This window comes from Streptomyces sp. NPDC056161, assembly GCF_042268025.1.
Lineage (GTDB): Bacteria > Actinomycetota > Actinomycetes > Streptomycetales > Streptomycetaceae > Streptomyces.
Window position 1 is genome coordinate 173,364 of sequence record NZ_JBHJUV010000002.1, and the last position, 21,399, is coordinate 194,762.

Here is a 21,399-nt window from a genome sequence, read left to right on the forward strand (position 1 = left end):
CATCCACGGATACTCTTGACAGGTGACCGACGCCCAAGAGACCGCAGCAGACATGCCACTGCGCACCACCGGGGGTACCCCTCCGGACGACGGCGGATCTTCTGCGGTGGGGACGCCGGTCCCTTTGCTCGAACCGCGTGAGGGCATTCCGCCCGTGATCACCGACGAGGCCGCGCTGGCCGAGACCGTCGCGGCCTTCGCCGCGGGCACCGGCCCCCTCGCGGTCGACGCCGAACGCGCCTCCGGCTACCGCTACGGCCAGCGCGCCTACCTGGTGCAGCTGCGCCGCGAGGGCGCCGGGACCGCGCTGATCGACCCGGTCGCCTGCCCCGACCTGTCCGCCCTCGGCGAGGCGCTGTCCGGGGTCGAGTGGGTGCTGCACGCGGCCACCCAGGACCTGCCGTGCCTGCGCGACATAGGCATGGTGCCCAGCCGGCTGTTCGACACGGAGCTGGCGGGCCGGCTCGCCGGGTTCCCGCGGGTCGGTCTCGGCGCGATGGTCGAGGGCGTCCTGGGCTACGTCCTGGAGAAGGGCCACTCCGCCGTCGACTGGTCGACCCGGCCGCTGCCCGAGCCCTGGCTGCGGTACGCCGCCCTGGACGTGGAACTCCTCGTCGACCTGCGCGACGCGCTGGAGAAGGAGCTGGACCGGCAGGGCAAACTGGACTGGGCGCTACAGGAGTTCGCCGCCATCGCCGCGGCCCCGCCGCCCGAGCCCCGCAAGGACCCCTGGCGGCGCACGTCGGGCATGCACAAGGTGCGGCGGCGGCGTCAGCTCGCCGTGGTGCGCGAGCTGTGGCAGACCCGGGACCGGATCGCCCAGCGGCGGGACGTGTCGCCGGGCAAGGTGCTCAGCGACGCGGCCATCGTCGAGGCGGCGCTCGCCCTTCCGGGCACCGTGCACGCGCTCGCCGCGCTGAACGGATTCGGCCACCGGACCGGACGGCGCCAGCTGGAGCAGTGGCAGGCCGCGGTGGACCGGGCCAAGGCACTGCCCGATTCCGCGCTGCCGCAGCCGGGCCAGCCGGTCACCGGGCCGCCCCCGCCGCGTGCCTGGGCCGACAAGGACCCGGCCGCCGCCGCCCGGCTGTCGGCGGCCCGCGCCGCGGTCACGGCGCTGGCCGAGGAACTCGTCCTGCCGCAGGAGAACCTGATCGCGCCGGACACCGTGCGCCGGCTGTGCTGGGAACCGCCGAAGCCGGCCGACGCCGACTCGGTGACCGCCGCCCTCGCCGGGTACGGGGCGAGACCCTGGCAGATCGAACAGGTCGCCCCGGCGCTCGTGACCGCGCTGTCGGCGACGGCGAAGGCCAAGGCGGACCAGGAACCCTCGTAGCCGTCGCCGGGCACGGGCCCGGACCACGGCGGGCAGCGGGCCGGCGGGCGTCAGGTCGGCGGCGTCAACGCGCCGAAGCGCCCGAAGACGATCACCCCATGGGCGTCGCAGGCCGACGGAAGCGGAAAACGGACGTCGAAATCACGCCAAGATCCTGGGACGGCCCGCACACCGCAGTCGGCCGCCCCTCGCCGTGATCCGAAGCGTTCCGAAGCCCACCTGTTGCGAAGCCCGCGTATTCCGAAGCCCGGTTGTTCCGAAGCCCCCAGCCCCGCACCTCGCCGCCGCTCAGGGCCGGGCCCGCAGCGACCGGCCGCCATGCCCGGCCCGCACGCCGCCCCGCGTGGAAGGCCCGCGGGCCGCGCCGGAAGAACCGGTACGCGGTGCCGCCGAAGGTGTGACGTTCACCGCTCCCGCTCCGAGGGGTGGGCAGCTACGTTACCGATAAGTAGCATAGAGTCTGAGCGCGCGCTCAGCGCAGCGCGGCAGTGCCATCCCGCACCGTGGAGGAGAGCCATCGTGCCTCGTACCGTCAGGGACGTCGTTTTCGTGGACGGCGTCCGTACCCCGTTCGGCAAGGCGGGCCCGAAGGGCATCTACCACGAGACCCGTGCCGACGACCTCGTCGTGAAGGCGATCCGGGAGCTGCTGCGCCGCAACCCCGGTCTGGACCCGCAGCAGATCGACGAGGTCGCCATCGCCGCCACCACACAGATCGGCGACCAGGGCCTGACCCTGGGTCGCACGGCGGGCATCCTCGCCGGTCTCCCGCAGTCCGTACCGGGCTACTCGATCGACCGGATGTGCGCGGGCGCGCTGACCGCCGTCACGACCACCGCCGGTTCGATCGCCTTCGGCGCCTACGACGCCGTCATCGCCGGTGGCGTCGAGCACATGGGCCGCCACCCGATGGGCGAGGGCGTGGACCCGAACCCGCGGTTCGTGAGCGAGAAGCTGGTCGACGAGTCCGCCCTGTTCATGGGCATGACCGCGGAGAACCTGCACGACCGCTACCCGCACATCACCAAGCTGCGCGCCGACGCGTACGCGGTGCGCTCGCAGGAGAAGGCCGCCAAGGCGTACGCGAACGGCAAGATCCAGCAGGACCTGGTGCCGATCTCGGTGCGCCGTACCGACCCGGAGGCCGGCGAGACCGGCTGGGGTCTGGTCACCGCCGACGAGCCGATGCGTCCGGGCACCACGCTGGAGAACCTGGCGGGCCTGAAGACGCCGTTCCGGGTGCACGGCCGGGTCACCGCGGGCAACGCGGCCGGTCTGAACGACGGCGCCACCGCCTCGATCGTCGCGAGCGAGGACTTCGCCCGCGCGAACGGCCTGCCGGTCAGGATGCGCCTCGTCTCGTACGCCTTCGCGGGCGTGGAGCCGGAGGTCATGGGCTACGGTCCGATCCCGGCCACGGAGAAGGCCCTCGCCAAGGCGGGCCTGTCCATCTCCGACATCGGCCTGTTCGAGATCAACGAGGCGTTCGCCGTCCAGGTCCTGGCCTTCCTCGACCACTACGGCATCGCGGACGACGACGAGCGCGTCAACCAGTACGGCGGCGCCATCGCCTTCGGGCATCCGCTGGCCTCCTCCGGCGTCCGGCTGATGACACAGCTGGCCCGCCAGTTCGAGGAGCAGCCCGAGGTCCGCTACGGCGTGACCACCATGTGCGTCGGCTTCGGCATGGGCGCGACGGTCATCTGGGAGAACCCGCACTTCGAGGGGGACAAGTGAGCACCACCGCTGATCTGTTGAAGGATGCGGCCGCGCTGTTTCCCGACGAGGTCGTCACGCAGGCGCACGTACGCCACCTCGACCTGCCGTTCGGGGCGGGCCGGTTCGCGCTGGTCACCCTCGACAACGGCTTCGACCACACCAAGCCGACCACCTTCGGACCGGCCTCGCTGGCGAACCTGAACACCGCGATCGACCAGATCGAGGCCGAGGCGGCGGCGGGTGAGATCGTCGGCGCGGGCATCACCGGCAAGCCGTTCGTCTTCGCGGTCGGCGCCGACCTCAAGGGCGTCGAACTGCTGACGAACCACGAGGACGCGCTGGCCATCGGCAAGGGCGGCCACGAGGTGTTCAAGCGCCTCGCCGGCCTCGCCGTGCCGACCTTCGCCTACTACAACGGCGCCGCCATGGGCGGCGGCGTCGAGGTCGGCCTGCACTGCGCCTACCGCACGGTCTCCCGGGCCGTCCCGGCGTTCTCCCTGCCCGAGGTGTTCCTCGGCCTGGTGCCGGGCTGGGGCGGCTGCACCCTGCTGCCGAACCTGATCGGCGCCGACAAGGCGGTCTCGGTCATCATCGAGAACAGCCTGAACCAGAACAAGCAGCTCAAGGGCGAGCAGGTCTTCGACCTGGGCATCGCCGACGCGGTCTTCGACGGCGCCGACTTCCTGGAGCAGTCGCTCCTGTGGACCGCCCAGGTGCTGAGGGGCGACATCGAGGTCGAGCGCCCGGTGATCGACCGCGGCGAGGCGTGGGACCAGGCCGTCGCCAAGGGCCGTTTCCTCGCGGACGGCAAGGTGCACGGCGCGGCCCCGGCCGCCTACCGCGCCCTCGACATCATCGCCGCCGCCAAGAACGGCGACCTCCAGCAGGGCTACGACGCCGAGGACGCGGCGCTCGCCGACCTGATCATGAGCGGCGAACTGCGCGCCGGCATCTACGCGTTCAACCTGGTCCAGAAGCGCGGCAAGCGACCGGCGGGCGCCCCGGACAAGAACCTGGCCCGTCCGGTCACCAAGGTCGGCGTGGTCGGCGCCGGTCTGATGGCCTCGCAGCTCGCCCTGCTCTTCCTGCGCCGCCTCGAAGTTCCCGTCGTGCTCACCGACATCGACCAGGCACGCGTCGACAAGGGCGTGGGCTACGTCCACGGCGAGATCGACAAGCTGCTCGGCAAGGGCCGGATCAACCAGGACAAGGCCAATCGCCTCAAGGCGCTGGTGACGGGCGTCCTGGACAAGGCCGAGGGCTTCGCGGACGCGGACTTCGTCATCGAGGCCGTGTTCGAGGAGATCGGCGTCAAGCAGCAGGTGTTCGCGGAGGTCGAGGCGGTCGCCCCGGCGCACGCGATCCTCGCCACCAACACCTCCTCCCTGTCGGTGACGGAGATGGCGTCGAAGCTCAAGAACCCCGAGCGGGTCGTGGGCTTCCACTTCTTCAACCCGGTCGCGGTGCTGCCGCTCCTTGAGATCGTGCGCGGCGAGCGGACGGACGACGCGTCGCTGGCGACCGCGTTCGCCGTGGCCAAGAAGCTGAAGAAGACGGCGGTCCTGGTCAAGGACGCCCCGGCGTTCGTCGTGAACCGGGTCCTCACCCGCTTCATGGGCGAGGTGCAGAACGTCATCGACGAGGGCACGCCCGTCGAGGTCGCGGAGAAGGCGGTGGAGCCCCTGGGGCTGCCGATGTCGCCGCTGGTCCTGCTGGAGCTGGTCGGCCCGGCCATCGGCCTGCACGTCTCCCAGACCCTGAACCGGGCCTTCCCGGACCGCTTCACGGTCTCCCCCAACCTCAAGGCGGTCGTCGAGGCGGGCAAGCGCGGCTTCTACGTGTACGACAGCGGCAAGCCGGAGCTCGACCCGGAGGTGGCCGCGCTCCTGAAGCAGGGCGACACCGTGCTGACCGAGGAGCAGGTGCGGGCGCGGGTGCTGGACGCGGTGGCGCAGGAGATCGGGCTCATGCTCGACGAGGGTGTCGTCGCCGAGGCCCAGGACATCGACCTCTGCCTCATCACCGGCGCCGGCTGGCCCTTCCACCTGGGCGGCGTCACGCCGTACCTGGACCGTGAGGGCGTCTCCGAGCGCGTGAACGGCAAGCTGTTCCTTTCTCCGGGCGTGGCGAGCGTCCCGGTGTGACAGCCGTCGCGCCAGTGGGCCTCCGCCCGGGTGGCGGAGGCCCACTGGCCTGTCGGGGCGGTGCTCCGTCGTGCCGCGGCGCTGCTCGGCGCGGATCGCGGACGGGGGGCGTCGGCCGCCGGGCCGGCGGTCTCAGACCTCCCGCCACGCGACCAGCGCCAGCCCGGGTTCGTCCTTGCGGCGGGTGAGCAGGAGCCGTCCGGTGGACGGGGCGGACGTCGCCGCCACCACCTCGTCGTCCGCGTCGACGGCCAGCGAGACCCCGGCGTCCGCGGGGAGCACCGGGCCCGACTCGGTCCACCAGGCGCCCGCCGACTCCTGCTCGGTGGGGTAGGCCGCGAAGGCGACCCGGCCGCTCGCCGCGCGCTGGGCGAGCAACGTGCAGTCGTGGCCGTCGAGTTCACAGCGCACGGCGGACACCGCGCCGGGACCCGCGGCGGGCAGCAGGGTGACCGGCGGCCCGCCGGGACGCCAGGCGCACAGATAGCCCGCGTTGTCGGTGAAGAAGAGGGTCGTCCTTGCGGGCGAGGTGGCGACGGCGTGGAGGGTCCCCGGGCGGACCGGTGCCTCCAGCGTCTCCGCCAGGGCCGGCTGCGCGCCCGGTTTCTCCTGCCGCCAGTACAGGATGCCGTCGGGGACCGCGGCGTAGAGCTCCACCCGTCCCGACTCTCCCGTCACCGCCGCCAGTTCCTCCTGCACGTCACGCCCCTTGAGGTCGCGCCAGGGTTCCCAGCCGCCCTTCACCTTCTGGGCGACCATGCTCACACCGCCGCCGCCGTTGCGGACGAAGACGTGGGCGCGTCCCTGGGCGTCGACCGCGACGGCCGGTGTACCGGTGCGCGCGCCCTTCTTGTTGGGGTGGCCGATCGCGGCCCAGTCGAGTGCGGCGAGCCTGGGGCGGAAGTGGGTGGAGTGCACGAGACCGGCCTCGCCGGAGACGGTGGGCCGCCAGGACACCAGGTGGGCGTAGCCGTCGGCGCCCTGTCCGACGGCGAGGACGGGGTGCAGCCGCTGTTCGCCGCCCACCTTGCGCGGGGCGTCCCAGGTGCCGTCCGGCCCGCGCTCCGCCCGGCACAGGACGGCGTCGTCCGACAGCAGGTACACACTGAGCCGGCCGTCTCGGCCGCGTATGAGCCAATCGCCGTTCACCACCTCACTCTAAGCGGCGCCCCGGGCGGCGGCCGGAGCGCCCCGGTCCGCGGCGCCGTGCGACCCTGGCGGCATGGACGTGGAATCCCCGCTGCTCGTGATCGTCGACGCCGCCAACGTGGTCGGGTCGGTGCCCGACGGGTGGTGGCGGGACCGGAAGGGCGCCGCGGAGCGGCTGCGCGACCGGCTCGCCGCCGACGGGCTGCCCGGCCGTGCGGCGCCCGCCGAGATCGTGCTCGTCGTCGAGGGCGGCGCGCGTGCGGTGACGTCCGTGCCCGGTGTGCGGGTGGAGCCGGCGCCGGGCAGCGGCGACGACCGGGTCGTCGAGCTGGTCGCCGGGCATCCGGACCGGCGCCGGCTCGTCGTCACGGCCGACCGTGAACTGCGCCGCAGGGTCACGGAGCTGGGAGCGGAGGTCACCGGCCCGCGTGCCGCGCTGGGGTGACCGGCCGGGCCGCGCCGGAGACAGCCCGCGGACCGCGTCCCCCGGTGGGGCGGAGCGAGCGGAGCCGCGGCGGTTCCCCGCGAATCGAACGTACGGCTGCTCCCTTGCGGCCCGTGCGTACGGCTACTACCCCGGGCCCCGTGCGTACGGCTGCTCCCCCGCGACCCGTGCGTACGGCTGAACGTACGGCTACTCCCCCGCGACCCGCCCGTACAGCACCGCCCCGTCCACCTCCCCGACCTCCTGGTAACCGGCCGTCAGCAGCCGCCGCAGGCTCGGTACCCGGTCGGGGGCGTACGGTCCGCCCCGGGAGTCGTCGACCACCAGGGCCGGGGCGTGCGCGGCCAGTTCCGCGCGGAAGACCGGCCAGGCGCCCCGTACGGCGTACTTCTCGCCCACCTGGGGTCCGTTGCGTCCGCCGCTGTAGTTGGTCAGCAGGCCCGCGGTGAGATAGCGGCTGGCGGGGGTGCGTGCGGCGAGCCAGTACGTCTCCGGGTGCATGCCCCAGACGAGGACGCGGTCACCGGGCGCCGTGCGGTCGCCGACCGCGGCGGCGAGCCGCTGGGCGTGCCCCAGGTCGGTGCGGGGCGCCAGCAGCCCCCAGGCCAGGAACAGGGCGCAGCAGCAGGCGGTGGTGCGGACCGCGGCCGTGAGCCGTTCCCGGGGCAGGACCTGCGTCGCGGCGGTCGCCAACAGGGTGATGGCCGGGGTGAGTTGCAGGTAGTAGTGGCCGAAGAAGTGGAAGCCGACGGTGACGGCGGCGGCCGAGGCACCCAGCCACAGCCACAGGTCCGGCACGCCCGTGCGGGCCACCCGCAGCGCCCGGAGCACTGGCGGGACCAGGCCGGCCGAGGCCACCGCGAGGATCGCCGTGTTGGTCAGGGCCCGGATGAGGACGTGCAGTTCGGAGCCGGTGAAGGAGGCGTACGCGCCGGAGCCGGTGACGGTCCAGAAGACGAAGCCCGCCGGGTCCGTGACCAGGGCCGCGCACAGCACTGGCACGGCCGTCCCGGCCGCCAGCCGCAGCACCCCGCCCGGCGGTGCGCCGTGCCGGTACAGCAGCCACACCACCGGCACCAGCACCGCCCCGCCGGTCTGTTTGGCGAGGAAGGCGCAGGCGACGGCGGCCCCGGCGGCGCCCCAGCGGCGTCGGTCCGCGCACCACATCGCGGCGGCCGTGCTGGGCAGTATGAACACCTCGAAGGTGGCGGCCTGCGCGTCCTCGGGGTTGAGTCCGACGGACACCAGCAGGTACAGCACGCCGGCCGTGCGGCCCGCGGTGTCGCCCCAGCGGCGCCTGGCCAGGGAGGCCAGCAGCAGCGCGGTGCACAGGTGCGCGAGGATCGCCAGCACCCGCACCGGGGTGAGCGAGCCCGATCCGAACACCGCGAACGCGCCCTCGTACAGCCAGGGCACGAGCGGTGGCTTGCGGTCCACGACCGTCTCGTACAGCCGTCCGCCGTGGGCCAGCATCCGCGCCTGTACGGCGAGATAGCCCTCGTCCGGGTTCCACAGCGGCCGGGCGAAGGACGGCAGCCGGGTGACGCAGGCCAGTACCGCCAGCAGGGGCAGCAGCCGCGCCCAGTACGCCGTCCCTGCGGCGACGGACCGTGGTGGGGCGGGAGGCGCGGCGAGCATGGTGAGCACGCTATCCGGACCCGGAGCCTCCACCGAAGCGGGACATACGGGGCGGGGGCTTCGCTCGAACAGGGGCGCCGCGGTTGCCCGCGTCCGTTCGGGGCGCCGCCCACCGGACCTCGTCGTGCCCGCTCAGGCGCGCGGGCCCTGCGACGGGGACGGGGCCGGGGTCTGCCCGCCGGGGGCCAGTCGGCTGTGCGTGCGGCCGTACAGGAAGTAGACGACGAAGCCGATCACCATCCAGACGGCGAACCGCAGCCAGGTCTCGGCGGGCAGGTTCAGCATCAGCCACAGGGTGGCCGCGACGGACACCACGGGGACGACCGGCACCCATGGGGTGCGGAAGGCCCGCGGCAGGTCCGGGCGGGTCCGCCGGAGGATGAGCACCCCGACGGCGACGACGACGAAGGCGAACAGCGTGCCGATGTTCACCAACTCGGCCAGTTCACTGAGGCTGGTGAACCCCGCGATGACCGCGATGACGACGCCGAGCAGGATGGTCGGCCGGTGCGGGGTGCGGAAACGCGGGTGGACGTGGGAGAAGAAGCGCGGCAGAAGCCCGTCGCGGCTCATCGCGAAGAACACCCGGGTCTGGCCGAGCAGCAGGATCATGCAGACGGTCGTCAGGCCGACGGCGGCGCCGAAGCTGATCACGCCGGCGAACCAGGGGTGCCCGGTGGCCTTGAAGGCGTCCGCCAGCGGGGCGTCGATGGAGAGCTGGGTGTAGCGCTGCATGCCGGTGACGACGGCGGACACCGCCACGTACAGCACGGTGCACACGAGCAGCGAGCCGAGGATGCCGCGCGGCATGTCCCGCTGCGGGTTCCTGGTCTCCTCGGCGGCGGTGGCCACGACGTCGAAACCGATGAACGCGAAGAAGACGACGGAGGCGGCGGTGAAGATGCCCATCACTCCGAAGTTGGACGGTGCCCAGCCCGCCAGCAGTTGGAAGAGGGGCGCGTGCAGGCTGCCGCCCGCCTCGACCGGCTGCGTGGGCGGGACGAACGGCTTGTAGTTGCCGGCGGTGACGAAGAAGGCACCGGCGACGATCACGATGAGGACGACGGCCACCTTGACGGCGACGACGATCGAGGTGACCCGGGCAGAGAGCTTCATGCCGAGCACGAGGATGCAGGTGAGGACCAGGATCAGCGCGGCGGCCAGGATGTCGAAGCCGAACCCGTGCGCCCCGTCCCGGCTGCCCAGGTAGGCCGGCAGGTGCCAGCCCGCGTTGTCCAGCAGCGACCGGATGTACCCGGACCAGCCGACGGCGACCACCGCCGTGCCGAGCGCGAACTCCAGGACCAGGTCCCAGCCGATGATCCAGGCGGGCAGCTCGCCCAGGGAGGCGTACGAGAAGGTGTACGCGGATCCCGCCACCGGGAGGGTGGAGGCGAACTCGGCGTAGCAGAGCGCCGCGAGGGCGCAGACGACGGCGGCGACGACGAAGGACAGGGCGACCGCGGGACCGGCGTTCTCCTTGGCGGCCTTGCCGGTCAGCACGAAGATGCCGGTGCCGATGACGACGCCGATGCCGAAGACGGTCAGGTCCAGCGCCGACAGGGATTTCTTGAGCGCGTGCTCCGGATCCTCGGTGTCGAGGATGGACTGCTCGACCTGCTTCGTCCTGAAGAGGCTGCTGGTCACGAGGTACCTCCCGCGCTCGGCGTTCTCGACATGATCGAGAGGGGGCGTGGAAGCTATGCCCCGGCGCGGACGTGTTCACGCAAACGGGCCGGTCGCGTCACTCGTCGTCGGTGACGGAACCGGCCCGTCCGGGCGTTCAGTCGCGGGCCCGCTCCACGGGGTCGATCTCGGCCGTGGGCGGGTCGAAGCGGCCGTCCAGCCGGGCGACGACGCCGGTGACCTGGCGGGCGACGTCCGGTGCGGTCAGGCCGATCTCGGCGAGGACCTCGGCACGCGAGGCGTGGTCGAGGAAGCGCGGCGGGATGCCGAAGTCGCGCAGCGGTACGTCGACTTCCGCGTCCCGCAGGGCCTGGGCGACGGCCGAGCCGACGCCGCCGACCCGGGAGTTGTCCTCGACCGTGACGACCACCCGGTGCCGCTCGGCGAGGGGTGCCATGGCCTCGTCCACCGGTTTGACCCAGCGCGGGTCGACGACAGTGGTGGAGATGCCCTGTTTGTCCAGCAGGTCGGCGATCTCCAGGCACATCGGCGCGAGCGCGCCCACGGAGACCAGCAGCACGTCCGGGGTGTCGGTGCCGGGCCTGCGCAGCACGTCCATGCCGCCGACGCGGTCCACGGCCGGTACAGCGGGGCCGACGGCGCCCTTGGAGAAGCGCACGACGGTCGGCGCGTCCTCGACCGCGACGGCCTCCCGCAACTGGGCGCGCACCTGTTCGGCGTCGCGCGGCGCGGCGAGCCTGAGTCCGGGCACGACCTGGAGGATGGACATGTCCCACATGCCGTTGTGGGAGGCGCCGTCGCTGCCGGTGACACCGGCCCGGTCCAGGACGAAGGTGACCCCGCACCGGTGCAGGGCCACGTCCATCAGCACCTGGTCGAAGGCGCGGTTGAGGAAGGTGGCGTAGACGGCGAAGACGGGGTGCAGTCCGGCGTGCGCCAGGCCCGCCGCCGAAGTGGCGCCGTGCTGCTCGGCGATGCCGACGTCGTGGATCCGGTCCGGGAAGGCGTCCGCGAACTTCTTCAGGCCGACCGGCTGGAGCATCGCCGCCGTGATGGCCACGACGTCCGCGCGCTCCCGGCCGAGCTTCACCATCTCGTCGCCGAAGACGGAGGTCCAGTCGGCGCCCGACGCCTTGACCGGCAGGCCGCTGTCGGGGTGGATGGGGCCGATGCCGTGGAAGCGGTCGGCCTCGTCCTGGAGGGCGGGCTGGTAGCCGCGGCCCTTCTCGGTGAGGCAGTGCACGATGACCGGCCCGCCGAACCGCTTGGCCCGCGCCAGCGCCGACTCCAGGGCCTCGATGTCGTGGCCGTCGATCGGGCCGACGTACTTCAGGCCCAGGTCCTCGAACAGGCCCTGCGGCGCGATGAAGTCCTTGAAGCCCTTCTTGGCGCCGTGGAGCGTGTCGTAGAGCGGCTTGCCGACGACCGGGGTGCGCCCGAGGAGGTCCTTGGTGCGGGCGAGGAAACGCTCGTAGCCGTCCGTCGTGCGCAGCGTGGCCAGGTGGTTGGCGAGTCCGCCGATGGTCGGCGCGTACGACCGCTCGTTGTCGTTGACGACGATGACCAGCGGGCGGTCCTTGGCGGCGGCGATGTTGTTCAGGGCCTCCCAGGCCATGCCGCCGGTGAGGGCGCCGTCACCGATGACGGCGGCGACGTGGCTGTCGCGGCGCAGCAGTTGGTTGGCCTTGGCGATGCCGTCGGCCCAGCCGAGGACGGTGGAGGCGTGCGAGTTCTCGATGACGTCGTGCTCGGACTCGGCCTGCGAGGGGTAGCCGGAGAGGCCGCCCTTCATCTTCAGCTTCGAGAAGTCGTGCCGACCGGTGAGCAGTTTGTGCACGTACGACTGGTGGCCCGTGTCCCACAGCACCTTGTCCTTCGGGGACTCGAAGACCCGGTGCAGGGCGATGGTCAGCTCGACCACTCCGAGGTTGGGCCCGAGGTGGCCGCCGGTCTTGGCGACGGCGTCCACGAGGAAGGTCCGGATCTCCTCCGCCAGCTGGTTCAGCTCCTCAAGACTGAGCCGGTCCAGATCGCGCGGTCCCCTGATGCGGGTCAGCAGCGACACCAGTGCCTCCTTGCAGTAGAGCTGATCGAGCGTAGTCAGGCCCGAGGCAGTCTAATGTTCACCTTCCTCCTGACACGACAGTGCCCGGCACCTCAAAGGCACCGGGCACCATCAGCGCCCCGAAAGGGGCGCGGGGAACTGGGGGTCCCCCCTGTTCGAGCGAAGCCGAGAACTCGGGGGAGCGACCAGCCACGACGCCGCCGCAGCCGAGCAACGACGTATTGTGGCCGACCCTGAGCGGAGCGCCTACGCGCGGCCCGCGGTCTTCTGCGTCTTGCGTGTGATGGAGTCGACGACCACGGTGATCAGCAGCACCGCCGCGGTGATCATGTACTTCACCGGCTCGGCGATGGACTCCAGCTGGAGCCCGTACTGGATGGACACGATGACCAGGACGCCGAGCAGCGCGTTCCAGGTGCGGCCCCGGCCGCCGAAGAGGCTGGTGCCGCCGATGACGGCCGCGGCGATCGAGTTCATCAGCAGGTCACCGGTGCCGGCGCTCTGGTTGGCCGAGGCGATCTTCGAGGCCAGGAACAGACCACCGACGGCTGCGAAGCCGCCGGAGATGGCGAAGACGGAGATCCGCACCGCGGTGACGTTGATGCCCGCGCGGCGGGACGCCTCCACGCTGCCGCCGAGCGCGAAGACCTTGCGGCCGTAGGCGGTGCGGCGCAGCACGAAGTCCGTGCCCACCAGGAAGGCCACGAAGATCACCGTGGCCAGCGGCAGACCCTTGTACTGGTTGTACATGTAGGCGGCGGCGAACGAGACGACCGCCAGCAGGATCGTGCGGACCAGCGTGTCGCTGAGCGGCCGGGACGGGATGCCCGCGGCCTCGCGGCGGCGGTTGCCCAGGAACGACGTGACGAAGAACACGACGACCACGACGAGGGCCAGCCCGTAGGCGGCGGCCACGTCGGAGAAGAAGTACGTGGTGAGCTTGCCGATCAGTCCGTCGCCGTCGAGGTTGATCGTGCCGTTCTCACCCAGCACCTTGAGCATGAAGCCGAGCCAGAACAGCAGGCCGGCCAGGGTCACGGCGAAGGCGGGGGCGCCGAGCACCGCGAAGAAGAAGCCGTGCAGCGCGCCGATGGCGACGCCCGCCACGATGGCGATGACCACGGCCAGCCACTCGGGCCAGCCCTGGTTGACGGCGAGGACGGCCGCGAGGGCGCTGGCCGCGCCGCTGACCGAACCGACCGACAGATCGATCTCACCGAGCAGCAGCACGAAGACGATGCCGACGGAGATCATGCCCGTGCCGACCATCGTGACGGTGATGTCGCTCAGGTTCTGCGCGGACAGGAAGTTGGAGTTCAGGCTCTGGAAGACGATGCAGATGATGATCAGGCCGAGGACGACCGGGAGGGAGCCCAGCTCACCGGCCTTCAGCTTGCGCTTGAACTCGCCGAGGTAGCCCGTCAGGCCCTGCTCGCGCACGAGCAGGCGCGGGTCGACCGCGGTCACCGCGGCGGCCGCCGCCTCGGGGTTCTCCACGACGGTCTCGTCCTGCGTGGCCGCGGAGGTCTTGTCGATGCTCACTGGGAAACCTCCCCGTTCGAGCGCGCCGCACGACGGGTCACGGCGTTGTCGGTGGCTCCGGTGATGGCGGAGATGATCTCTTCCTGCGAGGTCGTCTTGACCTCGAACACGCCGTTGTTGCGGCCCAGGCGCAGCACGGCGACCTTGTCCGCCACGGCCTTGACGTCGGCCATGTTGTGGCTGATGAGCATCACGGCGAGGCCGCGCTCACGCAGCCGCTCCACCAGGTCGAGGACCTGGGCGGTCTGCTCGACACCGAGGGCGGCGGTGGGCTCGTCGAGGATGACCAGCTTGGGCTCGCCGAGCATGGAACGGGCGATCGCCACGGTCTGGCGCTGACCGCCGGAGAGCGAGGCGATCGGGATGCGGACGCTGGGGATGCGGATCGACAGGGTGGTGAGCAGTTCGCGGGAGCGGCGCTCCATCTCGACCTCGTCGAGGATGCCGCGCCGCTTCAGCTCACGGCCCAGGAAGAGGTTGCCGACGACGTCGATGTTGTCGCACAGCGCGAGGTCCTGGTACACCGTCGCGATGCCCAGGTTCTGGGCCTCGTGCGGCCGGCCGATCTGGACCGGCCTGCCTTCCCATTCGATGACGCCCTCGTCGATGGGGTGCACGCCGGCGATCGTCTTGACCAGCGTGGACTTTCCGGCGCCGTTGTCACCCACCAGGGCGACCACTTCACCGGCGTGGACCTCAAGCTCTACGTCGGTGAGCGCCTGAACGGCACCGAACCGCTTGGAGACCCCGCGCAACGCCAGCACGGGCGTAGCGGACACGTGAACCATCTCCTTCGCCGCCTGACCCGGCGGGAGGTTGTGCAGAAGTTGGGGGAAATCCATCCGGCGCCCCGCGCCGAGCTTGCGGGGCTGACTGATGCGCGGGGCACCGGTGGAGCCGGGGGCAGTCGTGTCCCACACGGGGATTCAAGGGTGGATCACCGTGTCTGGAGGGACCGTGACCGCCTACTTGAGGCCGATCTTGTCGCAGGCCGTCTTGTACTTGCCCGAGCAGATCTCGGAGACGGTGTAGATGCCGTCCTTGATGACGGTGTCGTTGATGTTGGCCTGGGTCAGCGAGACGACCGGGACCAGCGTGGACGGGACGTCCTTCGCGCTGCCGCTGGAGACCTTGGTCTTGGCGACGGAGTCGAGGCTCTCGCCCTTGGCGAGCGCGACGGCCATCTCGGCGGCCGTGGCCGCCTCCTCCGGGTAGGACTTGTAGACGCTCATGTACTGCTCGCCGGTGACGATCCGCTGCACGCCCGCGAGTTCGGCGTCCTGGCCGGTGACCGGCACGGTGAGGCCGGCCGCCTTGAGGGCGGTGATGATACCGCCGGCCATGCTGTCGTTGGCGGAGTAGACGCCCGCGATGTTCTTCCCGCCGATCGACGAGATCGCCGTCTCCACCTCGGAGTTGGCGTTGTCCGCCGACCACTCCGGGGTGTCGTACTCCTTGGCGATGGTGACCTTGCCGTCGAGGACGGAGTGGGCGCCTTCCTTGAACTGCTTGGCGTTCGGGTCGGTGACCGAGCCGTTGACCATAATGATCTTGGAGGACTTGGTGGCCTTGCTGCCCAGGGCCTTCAGGAGGGCCTCGCCCTGGGTCTTGCCCACCTCGACGTTGTCGAACGAGGTGTAGGCGCTGATCGGTCCCTCGGCCAGACGGTCGTAGGCGACGACCTTGATGCCGGCGTCCGCGGCCTTCTGGATCGAGTTCTGGATGGCCTTGGCGTCCACGGCGTCCACGATGAGCACGTCCACCTTGTTGGTGATCATCGTGTCGACCTGCTGCGCCTGGAGATTCGCGTCCTGGCGTGCGTTGTTGTACTGGATCTCCGCCTTGTTGTTCGTCAGCTCCTTGATCTTCTTCTCGATCAACGGGCGGTCGAACTTCTCGTAGCGCGCGGTCTTGTTCTCCGGCAGCAGCAGGCCGACCTTGATGTCGTCGCCCTTCTTGGGCGAGGACGAGGAAGAGTCGTTGTTGCCCGAGTTCTTGGCGCTTCCACAGGCGGCAAGCGAAACGGCCATCGCACCTGCGGCAACAGCAACGGCGGCACGACGCATACGCGTGTTCACTTCAGAAACCTCCCTGACGAGGCCGCGTCGTTGCGGCCGAGGTGGCTGGAAGTCAACTCGGCCACACGTGCGACGTCAAGAAGTAAATCCTTAACGAGATGGCAACGGTGTCAGCCGTTCTCTAAGTGAAGGCGGGTGTCGCGGTGGGCAGGGTGCCGTCCAAAAGGGTTGAATCACCCATCTCGCTGAGCGCCAGGGCGAGCGCCCCCAGCACCTCGGCACGGCCGCCGAGCGCCCCGGGAAGGATGGAGAGCTGGCGCGCGGCACTGGGGATGGCATAGCGCCCGACCGACTCCCGGATGGGGCCGAGCACCAGCTCTCCGGCCTCGGCGAGGTCCCCGCCGAGGACCACCCGGCTGGGGTTGAGCAGATTGCACAGGTTGGCCACACCGCTGCCGACGTGCCGGCCGACGTCGGCGACCACCCGGCGGCAGCCCGGGTCGCCGTCCCGGGCCATCCGTACGACGGCCTCCATGGTCAGGTCGGCGCCGTGGCTCGGCTGGAGCAGCGGGAGCACGTAGCGCGCGGCCGTGAAGGTCTCCAGGCAGCCGCGGTTGCCGCAGCGGCAGACCGGGCCGGACTCGTCGAGCGTGATGTGGCCGATCTCACCCGCCGTGCCGCCGGGGCCCCGGTAGATCTTGCCGTTGATCACCAGACCGGCGCCGACACCGCTGGCGACCTTGATGTACGCCAGGTCGCGCACGCCCCGGCCGCTGCCCCAGACCAGCTCGCCGAGGGCACCCAGGTTGGCGTCGTTGTCGACGTGCACCGGAACGCCGAGCCGCCCCCGCAGCTCCTCGGCGGGCCTGGTGCCGGACCAGCCCGGCAGGATGGCGGTGGAGCCGAGGGTGCCCGACTCGACGTCGATGGGGCCGGGCACGCCGAGGCCCACGCCCGCGACCTTCGCCCGGTCCACGCCGGTCGCGTCGATCAGCCGGTTGACCAGTTCCTCCGCCCGGTCGAAGCCCTGCGCGGCGGACGCGTCGACGTCCAGCGGCTCGGACTCCTCCGCCAGCACCTGGTGCGCCAGGTTCCCGATCGCGACGCGCAGGTGGGCGTGGCCGAAGTCGACGCCTATGACGATCCCGGCGTCTCCGCTCAGCGAAACGCTCCGGGCCCGCCTGCCACCCGCCGAGGTGGGCGTCACCTGGACGGTTCCGCCGTCCTTGAGTTCTCGCACGATGTTGGAGACCGTCGCCGCGGACAGGCCGGTCGTCCGCGCGATCTCCGCCTGCGTGAGCGACCCGGCCAGCCGCACGGCCCGTACGACTCGTTCCAGGTTGGCTCGGTGCAGCGACGACTGCGACCCCGGAGTCTCCATCGACTCATCCACTCCCGCCATCGGCCGGGCGGCCCCTGCGCCGCCCGTGGCCCAGGTCACATCTGCGGAACCGGGCCACTTACAAGTTATGAACTCCAAGCTCTGCTGAAGGGGTTGCCGCAGTCAAGTCCTTGACGTAAATCGCTGTCACTTCGTCGGTCACGCCGAGGACACCCGACGGACCCGCCCACGCCACTCCAGCAGGGCGGCAGCGGCCTCGTGGCGCGTCCCACGGACCTGCCGCCGACCGCTGCGAGCCCCAGTCCGACCCGCCCACGACGCCTCCCCGCCCCTTCAGCCGCGGAACCCGGACCACCCCTCTCACCCCGGCCCCACCGCCGTCGAGGGAACCTGTGTGCGAATCACACCCGCGAATCCGCGACCGGTCCGGCGGAGGCGCGGCAGTACCCCGAGGGGGTTCCCGTACGGGATCGGCCACCCCGAGGCGGCCCGAAGCCCCTCCCCTCCCCTCCACGCCACACCACGCCACGCCACGCCGGAACATGCATGCACAGCACGCACAGCACGACACGGACGAACAGGGCACCACCCAGCACGACGCCGCGCCGCGCCGCGCCGACCGCACCGTACGGGGCGGCACCGCACCGCCCGCCCGGTGGAGGCGGCCGGGCGGCGCGGTGTCGCCCCGGGAGACCGGTCCGGCCGGGCCCCGCCCTATTTCAGCGCGCCTGCCGTCAGACCCTGCACCACCTGGCGCTGGAAGACCATGTATGCGGCCAGTACCGGCAGCATCGCCATCACCAGCCCCGCGAACAGTCCGGACCAGTCGCCCTTGTATCCCTGGCTCACCGCGAGCTGGACCAGGCCCTGGGTCAGGACGCGTTTGTCCGGATCGGTGTTCAGCACCGTCGGCAGCATGTACTGGTTCCACTGGCCCAGGAAATTGAAGATGCCCACGCTGATCAGTCCGGGCTTGGCCATGGGCAGCATGATCTGGAAGAACGTCCGGGAGTGGGACGCGCCGTCCACGAAGGCCGCCTCCGCCACCGAGGTCGGCAGCGTCCGGAAGAACGCCGTCAGGAAGAACACCGTGAACGGCAGCGAATACGCGATGTAGACCAGGATCAGGCCGTGGATCGTGTTCAGCAGCCCCATGTTGTTCACGACGTAGAACAGCGGGACCAGCGCCAGCATGATCGGGAAGCTCATGCCGCCGATGAACAGGTAGTAGATGAAGCGGTTGCCGGGGAAGTCGAAGCGGGCCAGGACGTAGGCCGCCATCGAGCCGAGCACCAGCGTGCCGATCAGCGAGCCGGCCACCACCAGGACGGTGTTGAGGAAGTAGTCGCTCATGTTGGCCTGGGTCCAGGCCCGCGACCAGTTGTCGAAGTGCAGCTTGTCCGGCAGCGACCAGGGCGAGGAGAAGATGGACCGGTCGTCCTTGAAGGAGGTCATCACCGCCCACAGCAGCGGTGTGACCACCATGATCGCCCAGATGACCAGGAATCCGTGCGAGAAGGCGTTGAGCGCCTGGCCCTCCTTCTTCCGTCCGGGCCGCCGCGCGGCGGACGGGTCCGTCCTGGTCACCGGCGCGCCGGACTCGGCCGGCACGGGAGCGGGGGTCTCGGTCGTCTTCATCGGATCAGAACTCCAGCCGCTCGCGACGGCCCAGCCGCATCACGATCGCCGCGAACGCGAGCGTGACGACCAGCAGGGCGACGCCGATGGTGGTGGCGTAGGCGGCCTGACCGTCCCGGAACGCCTTCTGGTACACGTACAGGACCAGCACCGTGGTCGAGTAGTCGGGGCCACCCGGTCCGGTCGTCATGATCTGCACGACCGCGAACGACTCGGCGCCCAGGGCGAGGATGCCCATGTAGACCCAGCCCGACTGCACGGTGTCCCACAGCAGGGGCAGGGTGATGCGGAAGAAGGTGGTGAAGCGGCTCGCGCCGTCCAGCAGGGCCGCCTCGTACAGGTCGGCGGGGATCGACGCCATGCCCGCCGAGAACAGGACCACGAAGAAGCCGGTGGTCGACCAGACCAGGACCGCCATCACACACCACAGGGCGAGGCCGGGGTCGCCCAGCCACAGCGGCTGGAGGCTGTCGAGGCCGATGCCGCGCAGCACCGAGTTGATGGCACCGCTGTCCGGGTTGTACGCGAAAGCGAACAACAGGGCGACGATCGCGATCGACAGCACCTGGGGGAAGAAGTAAACGATCTTGTAGAAGGAGGAGCCCCGGACGCCGGTGACCACCGGTCCGCCCCTCCGGTGCCGGCCGCCCACGTTGATCATGAAGGAGAGGAACAGCGCCAGACTGATCGTCACCAGTGGGAGCACCACCGCGAACAGCAGGCTGTGCCGCAACGACTTCCAGAAGATGTCGTCGTGGACCATCCTCGTGTAGTTGTCGAGGCCCACCATCTTGAAGTCGGGGCTCAGCCCGGTCCAGTCCGTGAACGAGTAGTAGATGGACTGGATGAAGGGCCAGACGACGAAGAGGGCGTAGAGCCCCAGGGGCACCACCAAGAACCCCGCGATGAACCGGTACTTACCGTGCTGCATGACTGCCGCCCTCGATCTCCCCGCGAGTGCCGTCACCAGGGTCCGCCCCGCGCGCTCGGCGAGGCGGACCCTGGTGACGGATCGTCACTGGTGCTTGTAGTGCTTGATCGACGTGTCCTTGGCGGCCTCGTCGGCGAAACCCTGGATCTTCTTGACGGCCTCCGCCGGAGTGAGCCGGCCGGCCATCATCTCCCCCAGACCGGCGACGCCGATCTTTTCCTTCTCCAGTTGCACGTACCAGTCCTGGAGCCGCGGGTTGACCACGTTCTGGCCCGCCTTCTCCAGCGCGGCGACACCGGACTTGAGACCCGGGGTCAGGGTGATCCCGGTGGTGCCGCCGTTGTACGCGCTCAGCGACCTCGCCTTGACGGTGAAGTTCTTCGACGCGGCCTCACCGAGCATGATGCGCAGCTGCTCCATGCCGCCCACGCCGTTCTTCGCGTGGGCCGGGACGATGTAGGGCTCACCGCCGGAGGCCCAGATGGTGCCGAAGGGCAGCTTGTCGGAGCCGTCGATGCCGGAGGGCGCGGAGACGGCGAGGTCGAAGTCCGCGGGGATGACGTTCGCCGACTCGTTCTCCACCCAGGAGCCGTTCGGGATGAACAGCGCCTTGCCCTCGGCCCAGGCGGTCTGCGACTGGATGTGGTCGAGGCCGGGGGTGCCCTTGAGGACGTAGCCCTTCTTGTACAGCTCGTAGTACGCCTCGAAACAGGTCTTGACCGCCGGGTGCTTCCAGGCGTTCGGTTCCAGGTTGTCGATGGCGTCGAGCACTTCCCGGCCGCCGACCTTGCCGATCATCGGGTAGAGCGAGAAGGGCAGGTAGTACGGGTACTTGCCGGCGTACGTCCAGCCCGCCATGCCCTTCTTCTTGGCCTTCTCGCAGACCGCGAGCATCTGGTCCCAGGTCTGCGGGTACTGCTCGTCGAGCGCGCTCAGGGCCTTCTGCGAGTACCAGACGCCGTACACCGTGTAGGCGTAGTAGAGGATCCAGACCTGCTCGCCGTCGAACTGGCCCATCTCGACGATGCCGGGGCGCAGCGTGTCGCGGACCTTCTTGGCCGGGTCGTCGAACGAGGGGGCGTCGAGCAGCGGGGTGAGGTCGGCGAGCTGCTTCTTGCCGACCAGGACGCCCATGTCCATCTGCTCGGCACCGGAGTTGTCGATGAGGTCCGGCGGGTTGCCCTGGTTGAAGCGGGGCTGGAGCGTCGACTGGATCTTCTGGGTGGTGGAGAACTTCACCGTCGCCTTCGGGAAGTCCTTCTCGTAGACCTTGACGGCGTCCTGGCCGTACTCCTTGCCGTAGCCGCCGTCGAACAGGACGAACTCCATCTGCGCGCTCTCGTTGACCGCGAGCGGGTTCTTCGCCGTCTTCTTGCCCGCGGCGGCCTTGTCCTGGCTGTCCCCACCGCTGCTCGCACAGGCGGACAGGAAACCCGCCGCGGGAAGGGTGAACAGGCCGAGGGCTGCGGAGCGTCTGATAAGATCACGACGGCCGAGGCCATCGCCACCGTGATTCGCTGCGGAAGTGGATCCCATGCTCAAGTCCTCGCCTTCTCCAGGACTCAGGCGGTGAACCGGATCCTCCCCGGCACCGCTCGTCGGGTAGCGCTGGTTCGTGCAGGAAATGCCGACAGGTATAGTCCAGTTCCCGGCGGCCGAGCAACATCATGCGCAAGGTTGACCATGGGTCTTTTCCGAGTTGAGACCTCCCGGAAATATGGGCCCACTGTGAGCGTCTTGCCCGAAAAATCCACGACATACAGCCCCGAATGCCGCAGGCAACAC

Annotated in this window: 15 protein-coding genes; 4 read left to right on the forward strand and 11 right to left on the reverse strand. The window is 70.5% G+C overall.

Annotation, left to right across the window (positions count from 1 at the left end):
* Positions 1-22 precede the first annotated feature (22 nt).
* The 3 genes from ACFC09_RS02715 (at position 23) to ACFC09_RS02725 (ending at position 5,199) form a co-directional block, all read left to right on the forward strand.
* A complete protein-coding gene (locus tag ACFC09_RS02715; RefSeq protein ID WP_376523169.1) occupies positions 23-1,336 on the forward strand; it encodes an HRDC domain-containing protein in 1,314 nt (437 codons plus the stop codon).
* A gap of 519 nt (positions 1,337-1,855) precedes the next feature.
* Positions 1,856-3,073 carry a thiolase family protein gene (locus ACFC09_RS02720; protein ID WP_376523172.1) on the forward strand — a complete coding sequence of 406 codons (1,218 nt, stop codon included), beginning with the start codon at positions 1,856-1,858 and terminating at the stop codon, positions 3,071-3,073.
* Positions 3,070-5,199: a 3-hydroxyacyl-CoA dehydrogenase NAD-binding domain-containing protein gene (locus tag ACFC09_RS02725; RefSeq protein WP_376523174.1), complete on the forward strand. Its 2,130-nt coding sequence runs from the start codon at positions 3,070-3,072 to the stop codon at positions 5,197-5,199. Before ACFC09_RS02720 ends, ACFC09_RS02725 begins: the two co-directional genes overlap by 4 nt.
* Before the next feature lie 132 nt (positions 5,200-5,331).
* Here ACFC09_RS02725 and ACFC09_RS02730 read toward each other — a convergent pair whose 3' ends face one another.
* Positions 5,332-6,348, reverse strand: a complete 1,017-nt coding sequence (locus ACFC09_RS02730) for a hypothetical protein (RefSeq protein ID WP_376523177.1) — start codon at positions 6,346-6,348, stop codon at positions 5,332-5,334.
* Between the two features lie 73 nt (positions 6,349-6,421).
* On the opposite strand from ACFC09_RS02730, the gene ACFC09_RS02735 reads away from it, so the two are divergent.
* Positions 6,422-6,793 carry an NTP pyrophosphohydrolase gene (locus ACFC09_RS02735; RefSeq protein ID WP_376523179.1) on the forward strand — a complete coding sequence of 124 codons (372 nt, stop codon included), beginning with the start codon at positions 6,422-6,424 and terminating at the stop codon, positions 6,791-6,793.
* Between the two features lie 189 nt (positions 6,794-6,982).
* Here ACFC09_RS02735 and ACFC09_RS02740 read toward each other — a convergent pair whose 3' ends face one another.
* From ACFC09_RS02740 to ngcE, 10 genes are all read right to left on the reverse strand, one after another.
* Positions 6,983-8,431: an ArnT family glycosyltransferase gene (locus ACFC09_RS02740; RefSeq protein ID WP_376523182.1), complete on the reverse strand. Its 1,449-nt coding sequence runs from the start codon at positions 8,429-8,431 to the stop codon at positions 6,983-6,985.
* Positions 8,432-8,563: 132 nt separating this feature from the next.
* Complete coding sequence (locus ACFC09_RS02745) at positions 8,564-10,078, reverse strand: amino acid permease (protein ID WP_376523184.1); 1,515 nt, start codon at positions 10,076-10,078, stop codon at positions 8,564-8,566.
* 136 nt (positions 10,079-10,214) lie between these two features.
* The gene (gene dxs / locus ACFC09_RS02750; protein WP_376523189.1) at positions 10,215-12,143 is read right to left on the reverse strand and encodes a 1-deoxy-D-xylulose-5-phosphate synthase; all 1,929 of its coding nucleotides are present in this window, start codon (positions 12,141-12,143) and stop codon (positions 10,215-10,217) included.
* 246 nt (positions 12,144-12,389) lie between these two features.
* Entirely contained in the window at positions 12,390-13,685 is a 1,296-nt protein-coding gene (locus ACFC09_RS02755; RefSeq protein WP_376523192.1) for a sugar ABC transporter permease, read from the reverse strand.
* Entirely contained in the window at positions 13,682-14,473 is a 792-nt protein-coding gene (locus tag ACFC09_RS02760; protein WP_376523619.1) for an ATP-binding cassette domain-containing protein, read from the reverse strand. The genes ACFC09_RS02755 and ACFC09_RS02760 overlap by 4 nt, the downstream gene beginning before the upstream one ends.
* 177 nt (positions 14,474-14,650) lie before the next feature.
* Positions 14,651-15,751 (reverse strand): substrate-binding domain-containing protein, encoded by a 1,101-nt coding sequence (locus ACFC09_RS02765; protein ID WP_376523621.1) that lies wholly within the window; start codon positions 15,749-15,751, stop codon positions 14,651-14,653.
* A 133-nt stretch (positions 15,752-15,884) separates the two neighbouring features.
* Complete coding sequence (locus tag ACFC09_RS02770; RefSeq protein WP_376523195.1) at positions 15,885-17,084, reverse strand: ROK family protein; 1,200 nt, start codon at positions 17,082-17,084, stop codon at positions 15,885-15,887.
* A gap of 675 nt (positions 17,085-17,759) precedes the next feature.
* A complete protein-coding gene (locus tag ACFC09_RS02775) occupies positions 17,760-18,683 on the reverse strand; it encodes a carbohydrate ABC transporter permease (RefSeq protein ID WP_376523198.1) in 924 nt (307 codons plus the stop codon).
* Positions 18,684-18,687: 4 nt separating this feature from the next.
* Positions 18,688-19,614: a carbohydrate ABC transporter permease gene (locus ACFC09_RS02780; RefSeq protein ID WP_376523200.1), complete on the reverse strand. Its 927-nt coding sequence runs from the start codon at positions 19,612-19,614 to the stop codon at positions 18,688-18,690.
* A gap of 84 nt (positions 19,615-19,698) precedes the next feature.
* A complete protein-coding gene (gene ngcE, locus ACFC09_RS02785) occupies positions 19,699-21,150 on the reverse strand; it encodes an N-acetylglucosamine/diacetylchitobiose ABC transporter substrate-binding protein (RefSeq protein ID WP_376523203.1) in 1,452 nt (483 codons plus the stop codon).
* Positions 21,151-21,399: the final 249 nt, after the last annotated feature.